Source organism: Caproicibacterium sp. BJN0003, from assembly GCF_026314295.1.
Taxonomy (GTDB): domain Bacteria; phylum Bacillota; class Clostridia; order Oscillospirales; family Acutalibacteraceae; genus Caproicibacterium.
In genome coordinates this window covers 674,934-691,576 of record NZ_CP111108.1, presented here as the reverse complement: position 1 = coordinate 691,576, position 16,643 = coordinate 674,934, and the positions used below count along the sequence as shown (strand labels likewise).

The following is a 16,643-nucleotide window of genomic DNA, read 5'->3' as shown; positions in this document are numbered from 1 at the left end:
TCCCTGTTAAATCCCCGGCGGGATGATATCGTCAATCGAAAAGATTTGCTTCGGCTTTTCCATGCCGAGAAACTGCTTGTGACAGGCCCATAAATCCAGAAACAGGCCGATGGGCATCAGCCAGAATTCCTCCGCGCCCATGCCCATCTGCACTGTTCCGTAATAGAGCAGGCGCGTGAATACTTCTTCAGTGGTCACGCGCCCGGTGTGTTTTTTGCGCCGCCGTCGCTTTCACTCTCCACGTTCCGCGCTGTACCCTTGAACATCGCCTCGGTGATGGCGTTTTTGTACGCCGCCAGATCCAGCGGCGAGGTCAGCAGTTCCACGTCCTCTTCGGTGAGCAGTTCCTGCGGTGCGTCCTTGTTTTTGAGGTTGTAAATCAAAATGGACTGATTTGCCAGCAGGGTAATCAGCCAGACGATCTCATCCAGTGCCATCTCAAAGTTTTCGGACTTCATCAGCTTTTCACCGAGGTTCTCCAGCCCGCCGTAGCGTCTGGCAATTTCCTTGGTGGCGCGGGTGGTGAGAATCAACTCATAGTCTTTTCCGCCGATGGTAATCACGGCACTTCGTTCGTTTTCCATGCGTCAGCCCTCCTTATTCGCCGGCCGGTGCTTCGGTGTAGGTCGGCTCGTACACCTGCCCGAACCAGCCGGTGATGGTTTCGGACGTAACGCCCGTGGCACCGTCGGAAACCTCCGCCTTCCACGGATGCGTTCCCTTGGTGTCCGGCTTGTTGCGGCGCATGACCGTGCCCTCAATGCTCGGCGTGGAAAAGGTGATGGAGTCGCCCTTTGTCTGCAGGTTAGTCGCAGGGATGCCGAAAATGACGCGGTACAGCCAGAAATAGCGGTACTTGCCGTTTGCCCGCAGAGCGCGGAAGCCGATCGCCACCGGCGGGGCGATGTTCTCGCCGGCGGAAATGAGCACCCCGTTGTCGTCCGCCGCCGCACCCGTGAGATCCTGCGCGGCGGTGATGCCGATATCGTCCACGCCCAGCGTCAGCTTGCCGGACTTGAAGTCCTTGACCACCTCCGACGCGCCGTCGTCCGCGTAAAGGGTCGCTTCGGCAAGCTCCACGGACAGTTCCGCCGAGATGGCCTTCGCGAGGATGACGGGCGTGTCATAGGTTTCCTCTCCATCCTCGGCTTCGGCGATTTTTGCGTAATAGAGCTTATCCAGCCCAATAGTCGCCATAATTTATTCCTCCGTTTCATAAGACTGCGCGATGTCAATCGCCCAGTGGTGATAGCCGGTATCGTCCTCATGCCCGACATAGGTGCGTCCGGTGACGGTGAAGCCGGCGTTCAAAAGCGCCTGCGTAATCTGCCGTTTGCGCTGAAGATAGTTGCCCTTGGAAAAGAGCGAAATCCGCACCTCCGACACATCCATCAGCGGTGCGTTGTCGCCAAAGAGGGCGAAATCGTCCGTCAGCGGCGTCAGCACCAGATATTCGTCGGGCGGAACGCCGGAAAAAACGCCCGTCTCCACCGGGAGAATGGGCGTGAGAAGCGTATTGAGTTCCGAAAGCACGCTCATGTTTTCCGCACCTCCTCGTCCAGCTTTGATTTCATCGTTTCGATACAGGCCTTGCGGCTCTGGGTTTTCGCCAGTTTGAGAAAGGGCTTGGGCGGCTGTCCGTGTTTGCCGTATTCGAGAATATTGGCGATTTTCGCATTGGAATCCCCATCGGAGCGCGGCTCGGCAAAGCCGACCTTGATGTCCCAGCCCGAGCCGTTCCGCTTGGGTTTGGCGGGCGAAAGCCCCAGCGCGCTTTCCAGTTCGCCGGTGGAGCGACTCGGGATTTTCGTGCCTTTCCCGACAACGGCGGAGAGATTGGATTTTACCCGCTCCAGCACGACCTGCCCGCCGGCTTCCAGCACACGGGGCAGGATTTCGTCTGTTTTTTCATTCAGCCGGGAAACCTTCAAGAGAAAGTCCTCCGGCATTTTCATTTCAGCCCGAGCCAAATCAGTTCACGCTCCTTTCCACCAGCTCGCACAGGCACTCCACATACATCCCGCGCCCGCGCACGTTCTCCGCGCTGGTAATCCGATAGCGCTTCTCTTCACAGACGATGAAGAGAGACGGACTGACTTCGACGCTGGGAATTTTCCGAAAGCGGAAGAGGGCGGTTGCTTCACTGAAAGCCGCCATATTTGCCCATCGCTCGTTGCCGTGGCGGTCTTCCTTGTACGCCCGCACGGATGCAACAACGTGGTCGCCCGTGGTGACAAAGCCGTCCGCGTCCTTTGAAGGGGCGATGGAGATAATGTCGATGAAGGTATTCATTTTGCCGTAGCTCATGTCACACCTTCCAATCCCGGTCAAGCCGCAGAAGCAGATTGACCGTATCCCACACCTGCCGGCCCGCCTGCACGGAATCGGCAAAAAAGCCGCCCGTGGAACCGTCCCTTGATTCATAAAAATGGCTTGCCAGCATGATGACCGCCTGCTCGGTAGTTGCCGGCATCGTATTTTCTGTGTAATAGCCCGCCGAAATGTGCTGATAGCTTTCGGCATAACGGACGGCGGCGGTGATGTACAGCTGCAGAAGCTCGTCGTCTTCCGTATGCGAAAGAATCAGATTGGCTTTGACCTTTTCAAGCAGAGTTTTCATCTCCGCCGCCTCCTTCCTTTATTAAGAGCCTGCCTTCATCTGCAGAAGCTGGATGCCTTCCGTCAGGATGACCTTGCCGTCCACGCGTTCCGTAGCCACATAACCGATCTGACCGTTGGTGGCATACAACTCATTCAGTCTCTGCACGGTTCTGCCCGCACGGTCGCCGATCCAGTAATTTTTGAAATCGCCGAACGCCACGGTATAGGCATCCGCTGCCATCGCCGGCACATAAGGAGAAGTGTACAGGTCGTAGCCGAGCAGCTTGTCAGGTTCACCCGCCTGCAGGGAGGGCTGCCACAGATATACACCGTTGGAGTCCTTCAGCTTGCGGATGGCGGAAATGGTCGCGTCGTTCATGAGGAACCTTGCGTTCCTGCGGTACGGGGATTTCAGCGCATACACAAGGCTGATCAGCTCGTCCGCCGTGATGGCGTTTTGTGCCGCCGCGGTCACACCGGCAGTGCCGCCGTTCGCGGTGAAGATACCCGTAGGCTGGTTCGTTCCGGTTCCCACGCAGAATGCTTCCTCCTCGGCGATGCCGAAGGCTCTGGCAAATTCATTCATGAGGTAATCTTCAATATCGAATGCGGAATCCTGCAGAAGCTCCACGCTGACACGGCAGAGGTCGGTCAGCTTAAAGGCGTCGATCTGCTTCTGCCCGAAGGTCGGATTGCTCTCGGTGTATGCGGCGTTCTCCGCCGTCCACTGCGCGGTGGAGTGGCCTGTGGCAATGGGAATTTTGCGTTCGTGCTGTGTGGTGATGACCTTGGCGAGGGAGCGGATCACATTCTCTGCTTCAAGGGCGGTCACAATCTGGGTTTCAAATTCCTCCGGCACCAGATAGCCGCCGTCTGCGTCCACGCCCTCGGACAAAACGTTGTGCAGCGGTACCTTGCCGCGCAGGTGGCGGTCAAAGTCCTCTTTGTAGGCGTCAGAAGCTCTGCCGGCCTTCTCCGGCTTAAGGGACGCGGTGCGTTCAGGTACTTCGGTAATAGGGCTGTTCACGGGCTTGTTCAGTTCCGCTTCGATGGCGTCCCGGCGCTCCATGCGCTTGATCTCGTTGGTGAGGCTGTCCAGGTCATGCTCCATTTTGGCATAGGCGGCATCATCCTCCGCGGAAAGTACGCCCATTTCGTTCCTGTGGGTATCGAGGAAGCCCTCCATCGTATTCCACAGCTTGGCTCTTTTGTTTCTCATTTCGGTAATCGTCATGATAAAAATCCTCCTTGCTTTACAGCAGTTTTTTGTAAAGGGACGCTTTCAGTTCATCGACCGGGCGCCCTTTCGGTTGTTTTTCCGGCTTGCGGAAGGCTTTGCCGGAAAGCTTATTCATGAGGGTGCGTTCCACCGCTGAGGCGGAGAACGCATATCCCTCGGTGTCCGCTGCGGACCCGCGTTTTTCATCCGCCAGGATATCATCCGCAAATCCGAGTTCGATGGCTTTTTTGGCGTTCATCCATGTGGTGTCGTCCATCATGTGCGATAGCTGTGCGTGGGAAAGCCCCGTCTTGATTTCATAGGCGTTGATGATGCTTTCCTTGACTTCGGAGAGCATATTAATTGCCTTTGCCATGTCGGCGTGGTCGCCGAACGCTATCGTCGCCGGGTTGTGGATCATCATGAGAGCCGTGGGCGCCATCAGCACTTTGGTTCCCGCCATCGCCACGACCGATGCCGCGGACGCCGCGATGCCGTCCACCTTTACGGTGACATCGTCCTTGTAATCCATCAGCATGGTATAAATCTGGCTGGCGGCGATGCAGTCTCCGCCGGGCGAATTGATCCAGATGGTGATGGGGCCGCTTCCCGCGAAAAGCTCCTCGCGGAACGCAGCCGGTGTGATGTCATCGTCAAACCAGCTTTCCTCGGCAATCGTGCCGTACAGTTCAAGGACCCGCTCTGCGGACGGCTCATCGCCCGTCTGATTCTTCCACTTCCAAAACTTCCTGTTTTGCTTGCAAAACATTTCTTCCATCGGATTGTTCCTCCTCTCTGTTGTTGTCTGTACCCGCGAAAGCGCCGGCGTCAGCAAGCTTGGTCATTGCGCCGTTAATGAGATACAGGTCGCCGCCTTGTTCTGCGGGGATGCGGTCGAGGTTTTCCAGTTCCCGGATATCGTTTGCCGACATCCAGCCATTCTGCCTTGCCGTCGCGTAGCCGTTCATGCGGCTGGCGTAATCCCCGCGGAGCAGGCCTTCCACATTGAATTTCACAAAATAGGACTTTTTTTCGTCGGGAGTCAGGAGCCGCCGCTGAATGGACTGTTCCCAGCGGATCACCCATGGGTCCAGCGTATACTTCACAAACTCCAGGCTCTGCTGTTCAATATTGGAGAAGCTGGACTTTTCCAGATCTCCGACCATGTGCGGCGGCACACGGAAGATCCGCGCGATCTCGTTGATCTGGAACTTGCGTGTTTCCAAAAACTGCGCCTGCTCCGGTGAAATGGAGATCGGCGTGTATTTCATGCCTTCCTCCAGCACGGCGATCTTATTGCTGTTCGCCGAGCCGCCGAAGGTCTGCTGCCAGCTCTCACGCACCTTGCTGGGGTCCTTGATGGTGCCGGGATGCTCCAGGACACCGCTCGGCGCCGCGCCGTTGGCGAAGAACTTGCTGCCGTATTCCTCTGTGGCAATTGCAAGCCCAATGGCGTTTTTTGCCATCGCGATGGGCGAGTAGCCCACCAGCCCGTCAAAGCCAAGCCCCGGAATGTGCAGCACATCGGAAGGCTGAAGAATCACCATACTGCCTTTCATGGTGTGCGCCTCATCGGACGACCGCTGGTACTGGTAATACAGCTGCCCGTTCGTGTCCCGGTTGACCGTCATTTTATTCGGCATCAGCGGATACAGGGCAATGACCTGGCCTTTGCCGTTGCGGATGATCTGGGCGTAGGCGTTTCCCCATAACAAAAGATGAGTCATCAGCGTTTCACGAAACACGAATGAGCTCATCTCCGGATTCGGCTCGTCATGGAGCAGAAGGTATAACGGATGGCCGATGGCTTTTTCCTTGCCGCCGCCTTCCTTGTAGCGATAGAGGTGGAGGGGCAGCTCCGCAATCGCCTCCGACAGGATACGCACACAGGCATACACCGCCGTCATCTGCATCGCAGAGCGCTCGGTCACCAGCTTGCCGGAGGAAGAACCGCCGAGATAAAAGGCATAGCTGCTGCCCGAAGTCCTGTTTTCAGGTTTGTCCCTTGATTTGAACAGTCCCGAAAATATACTCATTTCTCATCACGCTCCTTCCTCAAAACACCAGAAGCCCTCTGGTGTCGTATACGCTTTCACCCGTGTCGTTCCCGCAGCGAATGGCACGGTCAAGCCCCATAATCGTGGCAATCGCGCCGTCAATTTTCTCTGTGGATTTCTCCTTGTCCGCCTTGATGTTGCCGGCGGGGTCGGTGCGGATGAAGATGTTGTCCATATTCCATCTGAGAACTGGGTGACCGCCGTGGGCGATTTTCTCTTCCAGCACCAGCTTCATCAGTTCCTTGGTGGGCGGACTCATATCCTTAAATCCCTGCCCGAACGGAATGACCGTAAAGCCCATGCCCTCAAGGTTCTGCACCATCTGCACAGCACCCCATCGGTCAAAAGCGATCTCCCGGATATTGAAACGCTCTCCGAGCCGCTCAATAAATTTCTCGATGTAGCCGTAATGCACGACATTGCCTTCCGTGGTCATGATAAGTCCCTGCCGCTCCCATAAGTCATAGGGAACATGGTCACGGCGGACACGCAGAGCGACCGTTTCCTCCGGAATCCAGAAGTACGGAAGGACGCTGTATTTGTCCGCTTCATCCTGCGGCGGGAACACCAGAACAAAAGCCGTAATGTCCGTTGTGCTGGAGAGATCAAGGCCGCCGTAGCAGACGCGGCCTTCAAGGCTTTCCTCATCGACCGGGAATGCGCAGGCGTCCCACTTATCCATCGGCATCCAGCGCACCGACTGTTTCACCCACTGATTGAGACGCAGCTGACGGAACGCGTTCTCCTCGCCGGGATTCTGCTTTGCGGAATCACAGGCAGCTTTCACCTTGTCGATGCCGACCGTGATGCCCAGGGAAGGGTTGGCTTTCTTCCAGACCTCCGGATCCGTCCAGTCCTCATTTTCCGCCGCACCGTAAATCACGGAATAGAAGGTGGGGTCGACCTTGCGTCCTGCCTGGATGTCCAGGGCTTTCTGATGCACCTCATAGCAGATAGAATTTGTATCATTGCCCGCCGTCGTAATCAGAAAGTACAGCGGCTGCATCCTTGCGTCTCCGGAGCCCTGCAGCATGACGTCAAACAGCTTTCTGTTGGGCTGGGTGTGCAGTTCATCGAATATCACGCCGTGGGTGTTGAATCCGTGCTTGTTCGCCACATCCGCCGAAAGCACCTGGTAGAAGCTGTTGGTCGGCTTATACACCAGTTTCTTCTGCGATTCCAGTATTTTCACGCGCTTGGCAAGCGCAGGACAAAAGCGCACCATGTCCACGGCAACATCAAATACGATCTTTGCCTGGTTCCGGTCGGAGGCACAGCCGTACACCTCGGCGCGCTCCTCGCCGTCGCCGCAGGTGAGGAGCAGTGCAACCGCGGCCGCCAGTTCCGACTTTCCCTGTTTCTTCGGTATCTCGATATATGCCGTGTTAAACTGCCGGTAACCGTTCTTTTTCAAAATGCCGAAGATGTCCCTTACAATCTGCTCCTGCCAGTCGATCAGTTCAAAGGGCTTGCCCGCCCATGTGCCTTTTGTGTGACAGAGGGATTCAATGAACATGACGGCGTAATCCGCGGCTTTTTCATCGTAGCGTGAGGTTTTTGCCATGAATCTGGTAGGCTTGTATTTCTTCAGCTTTCGCATGGCGCACTGCCTCCTTTCCGTAAAAATGCACACAAAAAAGGCGGCGGACTGTTTTGCCCGTCACCTTTTGGCTGAATGATTTTGTTGATGCTACGCGCAGAAAATCCGAACCGCGTCCCTTAAGAACACGGCGCATCCGGGCGCGATGGCGTCATAATACGCGGTGAACCGCGGGTCGTCCACATACATCTGTGCAACGCCCATGTGCGCTTCTTTGCTGTAATGGTCCCAGTAAAAGCAAAGCCACCTCTTGTGGAGCGCGCAGGCTTTCTGCGCCAGCTCGCTTCCGGGGTCGCCCTGCGCAAAGGCTGCCTTTAGGGTACGGTTCAGTTCCTGCGTCAGGGCTTCCAGCTCGCCGTACTGCTCTTTGGTCATGTTCTTGAGCTTGGCGTTCGAGCGATCGACGGTTTCATCCCCGTATTTTTCGCGGATTTCCTCGCCGTATTTTTGCTCGTTGTCCAAAATCAGCTTTTCCTTAAAGCCCTCGAATTTTTCCTCGTCTGTCATTTCCGTTTCTCCTTTCATTGCCGAAATGCTTTTCTGAACATTGTCAATCAGGCAGTCCAGCCGGACACGCTTCTCCCGCAGAGCGGAAAGATGATTCTGCAGGGCGGACAGCCCGTCAAAATCCTTCTCCGCCAAAATGCGCCCGATTTCCGACAGTTCCACGCCCAGTTCCCGGTAGAATAAAATCTGCTGGAGCCGGTTTACTTCCGTTTCTCCGTAAATCCGGTACCCGTTGGAGCGCACGGCCTTCGGCGGAAGCAGGCCGCACTGGTCATAATAGCGAAGCGTCCGGGTACTGACGCCTGCCAGTTTTGCAAGCTGGTTGATGGTGTATTCCATTGACGTTTCCTCCTTGAATCTTATTGTAAACTATGACGTAACGTCAATGTAAATACCTTTTTGAAAAATATTTTGAAACGAGAGACAGCCCCATATGGGGTGTCCTCGGTTGTTTCTGTGGTTAGTTGTACTTTTCGAGTATGGTGGCGTATACCGCCTTGATCTCGTATTCGTCGGGACAATGCACGTCCCAGCCCCTGTCGTAGTTCACGACATCGCGGCTGTCGTTCAACTTGCGGATGGTGAGTTTGCTTATTTTGCCGCCGTCGATGCCGAACGTCTCGCTCGGCTCCTCATAGTGTTTTACCCAGTATTTGTACTTGCTGCCCGTCGTCGGGTCTGTGATAATGCCTTCGCTCCACATGGTCGAGTCCTCCTTACGGTTTTTCGGTCAGCTTCCCGTCGACCAGAATGTAGCGGTGCTCCCGCCCGGTTTCGTCCGCCGCAATGATGCGCATCTCACCGTTTTCAAAAGCATTGTATGCTTTGATAAAGCGCCAGCCTTCGCCAAGCTGTTCTCGAATCATCTGCCTGTAATCCATCATGGGTTCCTCCCTGAAAAAGTGTTATGTGCCTTTCGGCATGTACATATATCACTCTGAACGCCCGGAATAGCAAGTCCATTACGCGATATATTCTGCCGTAAACCACACGAATATGAAGCCCCTTGCCGCCACTAAAATTGTGTAGGTTACAGCATTATCCCTCTCCGGTGAGCATGAAGTGCGCATATTCGCGGCGATGTTCCTCAAGATAGGTCACCAGTTCATAGAATTCCATGTCATACGCAATGCGCTGCACCATGTTGACATCGAACATATTCGTCCGCCCGGTGTCACGCACGGCCAGAATCTGCTTTTTGACCGTATCGCTTAAAACAGGCAGCCTGCGGACAATGTCCTCTCCGTAAACCACATTCAGACTACTGCCATTGTCCCATCGCATGAGAAGGGAGCCGGTGTCATCTACGCCCATAACCGTGCCTTTTGTGCCGACGGGCGGGGCCTGCGCATCGTCCATTTTAATAAGCTCCACACGGGTGCCGGCGGGATATTCCCTGCGCACCCGCTCGACAATTTCTTTACTCGGAAAGCGCACGGTCAGCACCTCCATTCTTAAACGCTGAGGAACCCGTGAGGTTTTTCAGCAGGATTTTTCGTTCTGCCTTGTATTCCGCTCCGATAAATCCCAGCCGGAGGAGAAAACAGCGGAATGCGTACTTCTCGTTTTCGGTTTCCTTTTCTGTGGCAGTCACACGCTTAGCGTGCATTGCCATTTCGCAAAGAGCCGCAACAAGGTGGGTGTATGCCTTTACAGAATCCCCATCCGTCTGTGCAAACCAAGGGAAGGACACCTGCTCATCAGACACTTCAATCCGAAGGCTGTCTGTTCCGAGCGCCTTTTTCAGCAAAGCGGATTTGGAAGCCACAATTCTTTTTAGGTTCTCAATGGCCGTATCCGAAAGGGTCTCTCTCGGAATCGTCACTGTAAGCCCCGACGTTTCGCCCTGCGGCGCATTTTCTGCGGCTTCGTCCGCTCTTTCGAATATGTTCCTGCCCTCCGCTTCCACGGCAGTGTCAGGCATCCTTTTGGCGGTGAAGCCCCTGTCTGCAAGGGTGTGGAGGAGGTTTTCAGCATCAGCACCGCATTGCCGCTCATCAAAGGAAACCGTTCCGCTCCTGTCAACATTGAAAGCACCGATTTGATAGGACGCGCTCGGCATTCCGCAGTATTTCGGTTTCATTTCTAAAATTTCTCCGATTGCCGTGACCAGCGCTTTTCGCTCCGCGCCGGTTCGATTAAACCTTATTTCCATTTTCCATCCCTCCATCCAAGTAAAAATTCCACCGCATCGGAAAACCCGGCACGGTAGTAGCAGTTTGTCGTTTCACCGTCAACCAGTGAATACGCATCCTCCAATTTCGCAAGCGCTTTTGCTTGTTCGGGCGTGAGCATGGATTTTAATGCGCGCACCGCCTGCTCAAACTGCTGATAAGCTTCCTGCAGGCTGTCACTGCCGCGCATTCCGCAGTCAGCAATCCGCTGTTCCATGAAACTTTCCACTGCTTTTTCAAAGCTTTTGTTTTGCATGAACGTTACCACCTTTCTATTTGGTAGTAACATATATCACTCTAAAAGCATGGAATAGCAAGCGGTTCCCGCACATTTCTCTGTAAAAGAACCGCCGGATTATCCGCCCTCAAGCTGTGTGTAATACACAATGCCGGAAAGCACAAACACCACGTTGGGAAGCAGTTCTACAATTTTTTCAAGATTTTTTCTCATTTTCATCTGATTTTCACTTTCTATTTCAATCATTCTTTTCTAATCTCCCTTTTTGATCGTTCTACATTTTTATGCAGACCGGATTGTCCGGCTTTCCAACTAATTTAGTCACAGCAATATCTTTTTTATGGATCTTTCCAACCCATAAATTCCAGAAACGGAATCTTTGGAATTTTAATTCTGGTCCCGGTCACAATGGTTGGAAATCCAAGACTATTGATTCCGGTTTCTTTGTCTTCCCGGATTTGAAGTCTTAGCAGCTGCGGAGCAGCATCAAGCACCTCTGAGACTTGCGCAATTGTAAGGGTCTGTTTTGGTATTTTTGCAATTTCTGATAACGTCATTTTTTTGACCTCTTTCTTTTAATGGTTCACTGTCACCCGAATTGGATTATCTGGCTTTCTAACTAATTTGGTTACGGTAGCATCATTTTTATCATTACAAAATAAGTAATAACAGCGCCAAGCACAAAGCCTAGCAAGTGCATAAAAGATTTCATATTTCACTTTCTTTCCTTTTCACCCATTATGTCAGCTTGTCTTCCATTTTCATCCGCTGTAGAATAGAAGTGGAAAGGAGATGAGATATAATGGATCAGGATATTGAAATTCAAATTATTGAATCATTTAAGCAACTTGTCCGATCGGCAGTCTTATACGCTAAACAAGCTGATGATTATGCAATGCCTGATAATACAAACCTACCTGCTGCGATTGCTTACCTGCAAAGAGCATCAAGCAAAATGTCAGCGGCAGAGGCTCTTTACTGGGCTCAACATGAAATACTTATGCGTAATGAAGCTGAAATCATATTCAAACAGTTTGACGCATTTGCAGATGAGCTTGTACACGATTATGCAACCGATCATTCCCAACAATGGACAGATATTCAGTTCAACAAGTTAATGGATGCAGTAAATGATTCTGCTTTCGCACTACAAAATTCCTAATTGACTAGCAGCCTTAGGCCCCCACCTTTGGCTGCTCTTCTTTTGCTCCAAGCTTTGCCTGCAGCTTATAGGCAATCGCTGTGAGTTCCTTAGAAATTTCATCCAGACGTTTTGCATATGCAAGAATGTCATCAGTGTTCGTGATCACAAGATCAAGTTTGATTTCATTTTTTGCCATCATTTTCACTTCCTTTTCTTTTTAATGGTTCGCGGTCATGCGGACTTTCGTTCCGGCTCCGGATTACAATTAATCTTTGTATCTGCCTGATGAGCCATAAGATACCCACGCATATAGCCCTCTATGTAATTCTTACCGGCCGCCGAAAGTTTGGTAAACGCTTCTGCCGAAAGTTCTTTAATTGATTGATTTGTCATACTTTGTCACCTCTTTTCTGTCCTCTGTACAAATAATACAGTACTTAGTTCAAAAAGTCAATACTTTTTTCTTGACTTAGTACAATTTTATGCTATTATAAGTACAGGAGGTGAAAACATGAACGAACGTATAAAAGAATTGCGCAGGGCACTGTGCCTTACACAAGATGAATTTGCCAAACGTTTAGGAATTACCGGAGGTGGCGTATCCAAATTAGAAAAGGGAACTCGCAATATTACTGAGCAGATGGCTTTATCTATTTGCCGGGAATTTAACGTCTCCCACGCATGGTTAGTCGATGGTGTCGGTGATATGTTTCTTGATGACGATATGGCAACTACTGCTGTATTCGACCGAATCATGTCAGGAGAAAATGAAACGGCGAAGGCCGTTTTTAAAGCCTTCGCCAAGTTGGATGATTCCCAATGGGAAACATTATATAAAATAATTGAAGAAGTACGCAAGAATCTTCCTAATAAAAAAGAAAACGCCGACAATTAAGTCGGCGCTTTTTTATTTGTGAAACAAATAGGAAACTAGATCTAATATTCTCTTTAACTTTATAGGATCATCAATTTTCTGTACCATTCGAATAATATCATTTTGATAAATTTGATCTTCCATGTATTTCCATCTCCAAGAGTCCGCACATTTGTTTCGGTAGCTTTTTTATTATAGAACATACATTCGCGCAAATCAACTATAAAAATATAATAAATATGCTTTTTTAAATCTCATGTCCCAAAAATGGGACATGACTAGCATAGCAATATAATAATTAGGATTAATATATTGAACTTTGGAATATATTGGTATATATTAGTTTTTGGCATGTACTTTTATATTAGTTTAGGAGGAAATTTTATGAAAAAGATTTTGGCCATATTGATGGCCGCAACAATGGATGTATGTATATGCTCCGGGTGTGGAAGTTCGTCCGATTCTTCAAAAACTGCAAGCACTGCAGCTAAGGTATCCCCATAAAAATAGTTTCTGAAAAATTTATATCATTGAACAACATAGTAAAAGCCCTCGCGAAAATTACATGTCATATTATGAAGCGTATAGAAAAAGACGCTAAACTCAAAAATACTATTTAGGAGTGTAACAAAAATGAAAAAACTTGCAATCATTACCCTTTGCGCGGCTCTGCTCATCACTGTGCTTCCTGGGTGTGGCTCCACGTCTACAAACTCACATAACACCGACAGTACACAAGTAAGCTCAGTCGAAAGCAAAAAAATCCAAGCACCTGACCTGACGGGCAATTGGAAACAAACAAACAGTAAATCGGATAGCTCCTACCAAGCTGCGACAATTAGTGGCGATACGATTGAAATTTATTGGGTAAGTGATAACGGCGACACAAAATCACTTTATTGGGCTGGAACTTTTGTTGCTCCGACTGTTGCTGACGAACCATATAAATGGGATTCAAAGAATGACCATAGCAAAACTAAAAGCGCCATACTCGCGTCGGGTGATGATACTAAAACCATAACATACCAAAATGGCGTGTTAAGCTATGAAGCCTCCGCAATGGGAACGACTACAACGATTAAGCTCGAAAAGCAAAAATAACGACAAAAGGGGTGATGGATGATTTCCTAATTAGCAAATCGAAAGAGTTACCCCACTAATGGAGAGCATAGAACCGCAAGTACCATTTTGGTACTCACAGCTTTTTGCTTTCCAATACCTGATCACAATATCTAAGGTTTCTACATTTTAAAAATCAGCAAAAAGAAATGGAACTTTTAGAAAGCTTGAATAATAAAAATTGATCGAAGAAAATTTACCCAGGCAGAAGCAGGTTACATAATTCAGCATCTTAATGATTAAGATATAAATAATGCCACCTTACCCGACTCTTAATTTAGCCGAGCAAGGTGGCATTTTATGTTGTAGTAACTGCAATCATTCCATCAAACATGAGCTCTAAAAACAAAGTTTAGTCCTTGTCATCGAGTAACGAATAAGCAGATTCCCCGTGCTCCGACATATCCAGACCAATAGCTTCATCCTCGTCGGAAACTCGAAGATTCCGTACACAGAGTTTGGCTACTCCCAATGCAATCAAAGTTCCAACGACAGCGACGGCAACGGTGACTCCGACTGCAATCAGCTGACGAACAAACAGCTGCCATTGTCCATAGATAAGGCCATCATAATTACCGACGAGATCAGTGACTCCCCTGGTTGCAAAAATGCCGGTGGCAATGCCTCCCCAGATTCCGCCTATCCCATGGCAGCCAAATGCATCTAGTGAATCATCATACCCAAATTTGGGTTTCACGACCGTGATGAAGAAATAGCAGATGGGACTTACCAGCGCACCAATTATAATAGATGACCAGATCGGAACATATCCCGCACCGGGCGTGATGGACACAAGCCCGAGAACAAGCCCCGTGCTGGCACCGACGAGCGTCGGTTTTCCGCTCCGAATCTTTTCAATTAGCATCCAGGAAAGCATGGCCGCAGCGGCCGCCGTATTTGTAGTCATGAAAGCGTGAATTGCAAGCGCATTTGCCGCGCCCGCGCTGCCCGCGTTAAACCCGAACCAACCGAACCACAGCAGCGACGCACCAAGAAGCACAAAGGGAACATTATGCGGCTGACAAGAACCTTTCCCGTAACTTTTCCTTTTCCCAATGACGAGAGCTGCCACAAGCGCACTGACACCGGAACTGATATGTACAACATCGCCGCCTGCAAAATCGATCGCCCCAAGCTGCTGAAGCAAACCGCCTCCCCACACCATGTGAGCCATCGGATAATATACAATAATCGACCACACAGCGATAAAGATAAAAAGCGCTGAAAAACGCATCCGCTCCACGATAGCACCGGTAACTAGAGCTGGTGTAATGATGGCGAACATCATTTGAAAAATTGCGAAGCATAATATGGTTGGCGGATAAGCGGAATCCGCCGTTTCTTCTGTGTGATTCAGGCAAAACCAATTGAGGTTTCCAATCAAACCATCTTTTCCGCCGCTGAAAGCCAATGAAAAACCGATCAGAACCCACAAAAGGGATGCCAGTCCCATTACAAATACGGAAGACATCATCGTATTGACGGTGTTTTTCTTTTTTACCATGCCGCCGTAAAAGAAAGCAAGCCCTGGGGTCATAATTAAAACCAACGCTGAAGAAGTCAGCATCCACGCGATGTCACCCGAATTGATACCATTCATCCAAAATCCTCCAATATTTAAAATAAAAAAAGCCATCCGCCGCAAAAACAAAAATTTCTGCGGCGGATGGCTTCATTGCCATTATTATTTATATCTCGATTAAATGTACTTTAATTATACCATATATTCTGTAATTCGCAACGTGACTGTTCATTTTTAGAAAAATAACTTATTTTAAACATAATTAAGTCCCGATTTCTGCGGTTTTACAAACACATCTTTTCATTTTTTTAAAAAGAGTTTATACTAAACAAAATTATATCTTGTTATTAATTAACAATCTTTATTTCATAAGGTGATACTATGCGCTGTAGCAACTGCAATCAAATTCTATCCGACGACTGGACCTTTTGCCCTTTTTGCGGTAAAAAACGAATTCTAAATATTCGTAAATTGCAAGTGCAAGTTGGACACCCCCGGTAGAATGGTAGCGAGGGTTCATGCAGCGTAGACGCCGTCCAAGAAAGCATCAAAAAGCTCCTCCGGTGTCTGGTATCCAAGCCGCCTGCGTGGGCGCCCATTTAGCTCGTCAGCAAAGGTCAGGACCTGCGCCGGGGAGAACTTTTCAATGGAGGTTCCCTTGGGAATGAAGTCCCGCAGCAGGCCATTGTGGCGCTCGTTTACAGGGCGCTCCCATGACGAATACGGATGTGTAAAGTAAACCATTGTGCCCCACTGTTCAGTCTGAGCGAAGTTCTCAAACTCTGAGCCGTTATCGGCAGTGATGGTTTTGAAAACACTGCTGAAATGGTCGCCAAACTCGGCGTGAAGCGCCTGCATAGCGGCTTGTACATCCTCGCTGGTCTTTCCGGCAATCTGCATGGCAATGTAGTTGTCAGTCACTCTTTCAACGAGAGTAAATACAACCGCTTCTTTGCCGTTTCGTAGGCCAACGACAGTATCGGCTTCCCAGTGACCCGGCACAGTACGGGCAGTGACCTCATCGGGACGTTCCTCAATACTACGACCCTTGGGACGCTTGTTGATTCGGCTCTTTCCTCTGGTGTTACGGCGTTTCAGGGCATCCGGCACCTCAAACAGAGATAATGACAAGCCTCCAGCCCACAGTTCGTTGTAGAGAGTCTTAGTGCTCATCATCTCATTTTCCTTGAATAACATGTGAAGCCTTGCATAACCCACGCAGGCATCCAAAGACCAGCGATGCTCTCTGACCCGCTGCACGACCCAGTCGATGAAAGCAGTGCAGCTATCCACCTTATGGGGCTTATGGCACCGGCTCCTGTTTGACCTGTACACCGCCTGTCCTCGCTTTGCGGAATAGCCCGGCACTCGGCCTTTGTTGCTCTTGCGGGGCGGTGTGCCCCGACGCAGCTCGTTTCCTACAGTGCTTGGTGAGCAGTTAAGCTCTCTGGCGATTGCACGATTTGAGTAGCCAAGGCGGCGCAGCCGCTCAATTGCGCCTCTATCTTCTCGCTGTAAATGCTGTCCCGGCTTGCGTTCTGGCTCCACTGTGATATAATCTGGGCAGTCCATAGTGATTGTCCTCCTC

Annotated in this window: 27 protein-coding genes and 1 pseudogene; 4 read left to right on the top strand and 24 right to left on the bottom strand. The window is 50.4% G+C overall.

The features are described from left to right. Positions 1-6 precede the first annotated feature (6 nt). The 20 genes and pseudogenes from OP489_RS03405 to OP489_RS03310 form a co-directional block, all read right to left on the bottom strand. Positions 7-198, bottom strand: coding sequence for a hypothetical protein (locus OP489_RS03405; RefSeq protein WP_266162958.1), 192 nt, complete (start codon positions 196-198; stop codon positions 7-9). Further along, positions 195-584, bottom strand: a complete 390-nt coding sequence (locus OP489_RS03400; RefSeq protein ID WP_266162957.1) for a hypothetical protein — start codon at positions 582-584, stop codon at positions 195-197. The genes OP489_RS03405 and OP489_RS03400 overlap by 4 nt, the downstream gene beginning before the upstream one ends. A gap of 13 nt (positions 585-597) precedes the next feature. Continuing rightward, positions 598-1,197, bottom strand: coding sequence for a major tail protein (locus OP489_RS03395; RefSeq protein ID WP_266162956.1), 600 nt, complete (start codon positions 1,195-1,197; stop codon positions 598-600). A 3-nt stretch (positions 1,198-1,200) separates the two neighbouring features. Beyond that, on the bottom strand, positions 1,201-1,539 hold the full coding sequence (locus OP489_RS03390) for a hypothetical protein (protein WP_266162955.1): 339 nt from the start codon (positions 1,537-1,539) through the stop codon (positions 1,201-1,203). Continuing rightward, on the bottom strand, positions 1,536-1,970 hold the full coding sequence (locus tag OP489_RS03385; RefSeq protein WP_266162954.1) for an HK97 gp10 family phage protein: 435 nt from the start codon (positions 1,968-1,970) through the stop codon (positions 1,536-1,538). Before OP489_RS03385 ends, OP489_RS03390 begins: the two co-directional genes overlap by 4 nt. A gap of 1 nt (position 1,971) precedes the next feature. Beyond that, entirely contained in the window at positions 1,972-2,307 is a 336-nt protein-coding gene (locus tag OP489_RS03380) for a head-tail adaptor protein (protein ID WP_266162953.1), read from the bottom strand. Between the two features lies 1 nt (position 2,308). Beyond that, positions 2,309-2,620: a head-tail connector protein gene (locus OP489_RS03375; protein WP_266162952.1), complete on the bottom strand. Its 312-nt coding sequence runs from the start codon at positions 2,618-2,620 to the stop codon at positions 2,309-2,311. Between the two features lie 21 nt (positions 2,621-2,641). Beyond that, the gene (locus OP489_RS03370) at positions 2,642-3,835 is read right to left on the bottom strand and encodes a phage major capsid protein (RefSeq protein WP_266162951.1); all 1,194 of its coding nucleotides are present in this window, start codon (positions 3,833-3,835) and stop codon (positions 2,642-2,644) included. Between the two features lie 19 nt (positions 3,836-3,854). Further along, positions 3,855-4,598, bottom strand: a complete 744-nt coding sequence (locus OP489_RS03365; protein WP_416232464.1) for a head maturation protease, ClpP-related — start codon at positions 4,596-4,598, stop codon at positions 3,855-3,857. Then, positions 4,534-5,856 carry a phage portal protein gene (locus OP489_RS03360; RefSeq protein ID WP_266162950.1) on the bottom strand — a complete coding sequence of 441 codons (1,323 nt, stop codon included), beginning with the start codon at positions 5,854-5,856 and terminating at the stop codon, positions 4,534-4,536. Before OP489_RS03360 ends, OP489_RS03365 begins: the two co-directional genes overlap by 65 nt. Before the next feature lie 19 nt (positions 5,857-5,875). Beyond that, positions 5,876-7,477, bottom strand: a complete 1,602-nt coding sequence (locus tag OP489_RS03355; RefSeq protein WP_266162949.1) for a terminase large subunit — start codon at positions 7,475-7,477, stop codon at positions 5,876-5,878. Positions 7,478-7,567: 90 nt separating this feature from the next. Further along, positions 7,568-8,323 carry a MerR family transcriptional regulator gene (locus OP489_RS03350; protein ID WP_266162948.1) on the bottom strand — a complete coding sequence of 252 codons (756 nt, stop codon included), beginning with the start codon at positions 8,321-8,323 and terminating at the stop codon, positions 7,568-7,570. 121 nt (positions 8,324-8,444) lie between these two features. Beyond that, positions 8,445-8,687 carry a hypothetical protein gene (locus OP489_RS03345; RefSeq protein ID WP_266162947.1) on the bottom strand — a complete coding sequence of 81 codons (243 nt, stop codon included), beginning with the start codon at positions 8,685-8,687 and terminating at the stop codon, positions 8,445-8,447. Positions 8,688-8,700: 13 nt separating this feature from the next. Further along, the gene (locus tag OP489_RS03340; RefSeq protein ID WP_266162946.1) at positions 8,701-8,868 is read right to left on the bottom strand and encodes a hypothetical protein; all 168 of its coding nucleotides are present in this window, start codon (positions 8,866-8,868) and stop codon (positions 8,701-8,703) included. Positions 8,869-9,022: 154 nt separating this feature from the next. Beyond that, on the bottom strand, positions 9,023-9,208 hold the full coding sequence (locus OP489_RS03335) for a DUF5049 domain-containing protein (RefSeq protein WP_266163463.1): 186 nt from the start codon (positions 9,206-9,208) through the stop codon (positions 9,023-9,025). 12 nt (positions 9,209-9,220) lie between these two features. Next, positions 9,221-9,436, bottom strand: a pseudogene (locus OP489_RS03330) (DUF4314 domain-containing protein); the annotation flags it as partial. Further along, a complete protein-coding gene (locus OP489_RS03325) occupies positions 9,405-10,139 on the bottom strand; it encodes a virulence protein (RefSeq protein ID WP_266162945.1) in 735 nt (244 codons plus the stop codon). The gene OP489_RS03325 and the pseudogene OP489_RS03330, both read right to left, overlap by 32 nt. Next, complete coding sequence (locus tag OP489_RS03320) at positions 10,130-10,414, bottom strand: hypothetical protein (RefSeq protein ID WP_266162944.1); 285 nt, start codon at positions 10,412-10,414, stop codon at positions 10,130-10,132. Before OP489_RS03320 ends, OP489_RS03325 begins: the two co-directional genes overlap by 10 nt. A gap of 99 nt (positions 10,415-10,513) precedes the next feature. Further along, positions 10,514-10,642, bottom strand: coding sequence for a hypothetical protein (locus OP489_RS03315; protein WP_266162943.1), 129 nt, complete (start codon positions 10,640-10,642; stop codon positions 10,514-10,516). A 92-nt stretch (positions 10,643-10,734) separates the two neighbouring features. Continuing rightward, positions 10,735-10,953: a hypothetical protein gene (locus tag OP489_RS03310; RefSeq protein ID WP_266162942.1), complete on the bottom strand. Its 219-nt coding sequence runs from the start codon at positions 10,951-10,953 to the stop codon at positions 10,735-10,737. 245 nt (positions 10,954-11,198) lie between these two features. On the opposite strand from OP489_RS03310, the gene OP489_RS03305 reads away from it, so the two are divergent. Continuing rightward, entirely contained in the window at positions 11,199-11,558 is a 360-nt protein-coding gene (locus tag OP489_RS03305; RefSeq protein ID WP_266162941.1) for a hypothetical protein, read from the top strand. Positions 11,559-11,571: 13 nt separating this feature from the next. On the opposite strand, the gene OP489_RS03300 is transcribed toward OP489_RS03305, so the two are convergent. Together OP489_RS03300 and OP489_RS03295 are read right to left on the bottom strand one after the other, a co-directional pair. Continuing rightward, positions 11,572-11,739 carry a hypothetical protein gene (locus OP489_RS03300; protein ID WP_266162940.1) on the bottom strand — a complete coding sequence of 56 codons (168 nt, stop codon included), beginning with the start codon at positions 11,737-11,739 and terminating at the stop codon, positions 11,572-11,574. Between the two features lie 32 nt (positions 11,740-11,771). Beyond that, positions 11,772-11,933: a hypothetical protein gene (locus OP489_RS03295; protein WP_266162939.1), complete on the bottom strand. Its 162-nt coding sequence runs from the start codon at positions 11,931-11,933 to the stop codon at positions 11,772-11,774. A 118-nt stretch (positions 11,934-12,051) separates the two neighbouring features. On the opposite strand from OP489_RS03295, the gene OP489_RS03290 reads away from it, so the two are divergent. Next, a complete protein-coding gene (locus OP489_RS03290) occupies positions 12,052-12,435 on the top strand; it encodes a helix-turn-helix domain-containing protein (RefSeq protein ID WP_266162938.1) in 384 nt (127 codons plus the stop codon). 612 nt (positions 12,436-13,047) lie between these two features. After that, positions 13,048-13,515 (top strand): hypothetical protein, encoded by a 468-nt coding sequence (locus tag OP489_RS03285; protein ID WP_266162937.1) that lies wholly within the window; start codon positions 13,048-13,050, stop codon positions 13,513-13,515. A 370-nt stretch (positions 13,516-13,885) separates the two neighbouring features. Here OP489_RS03285 and OP489_RS03280 read toward each other — a convergent pair whose 3' ends face one another. Further along, positions 13,886-15,133, bottom strand: coding sequence for an ammonium transporter (locus tag OP489_RS03280; RefSeq protein ID WP_266162936.1), 1,248 nt, complete (start codon positions 15,131-15,133; stop codon positions 13,886-13,888). Positions 15,134-15,436: 303 nt separating this feature from the next. On the opposite strand from OP489_RS03280, the gene OP489_RS12330 reads away from it, so the two are divergent. Continuing rightward, positions 15,437-15,556: a zinc-ribbon domain-containing protein gene (locus tag OP489_RS12330; protein ID WP_416232463.1), complete on the top strand. Its 120-nt coding sequence runs from the start codon at positions 15,437-15,439 to the stop codon at positions 15,554-15,556. A 15-nt stretch (positions 15,557-15,571) separates the two neighbouring features. Here OP489_RS12330 and OP489_RS03275 read toward each other — a convergent pair whose 3' ends face one another. Next, positions 15,572-16,627, bottom strand: coding sequence for an IS30 family transposase (locus tag OP489_RS03275; protein WP_266161768.1), 1,056 nt, complete (start codon positions 16,625-16,627; stop codon positions 15,572-15,574). Positions 16,628-16,643 lie beyond the last annotated feature (16 nt).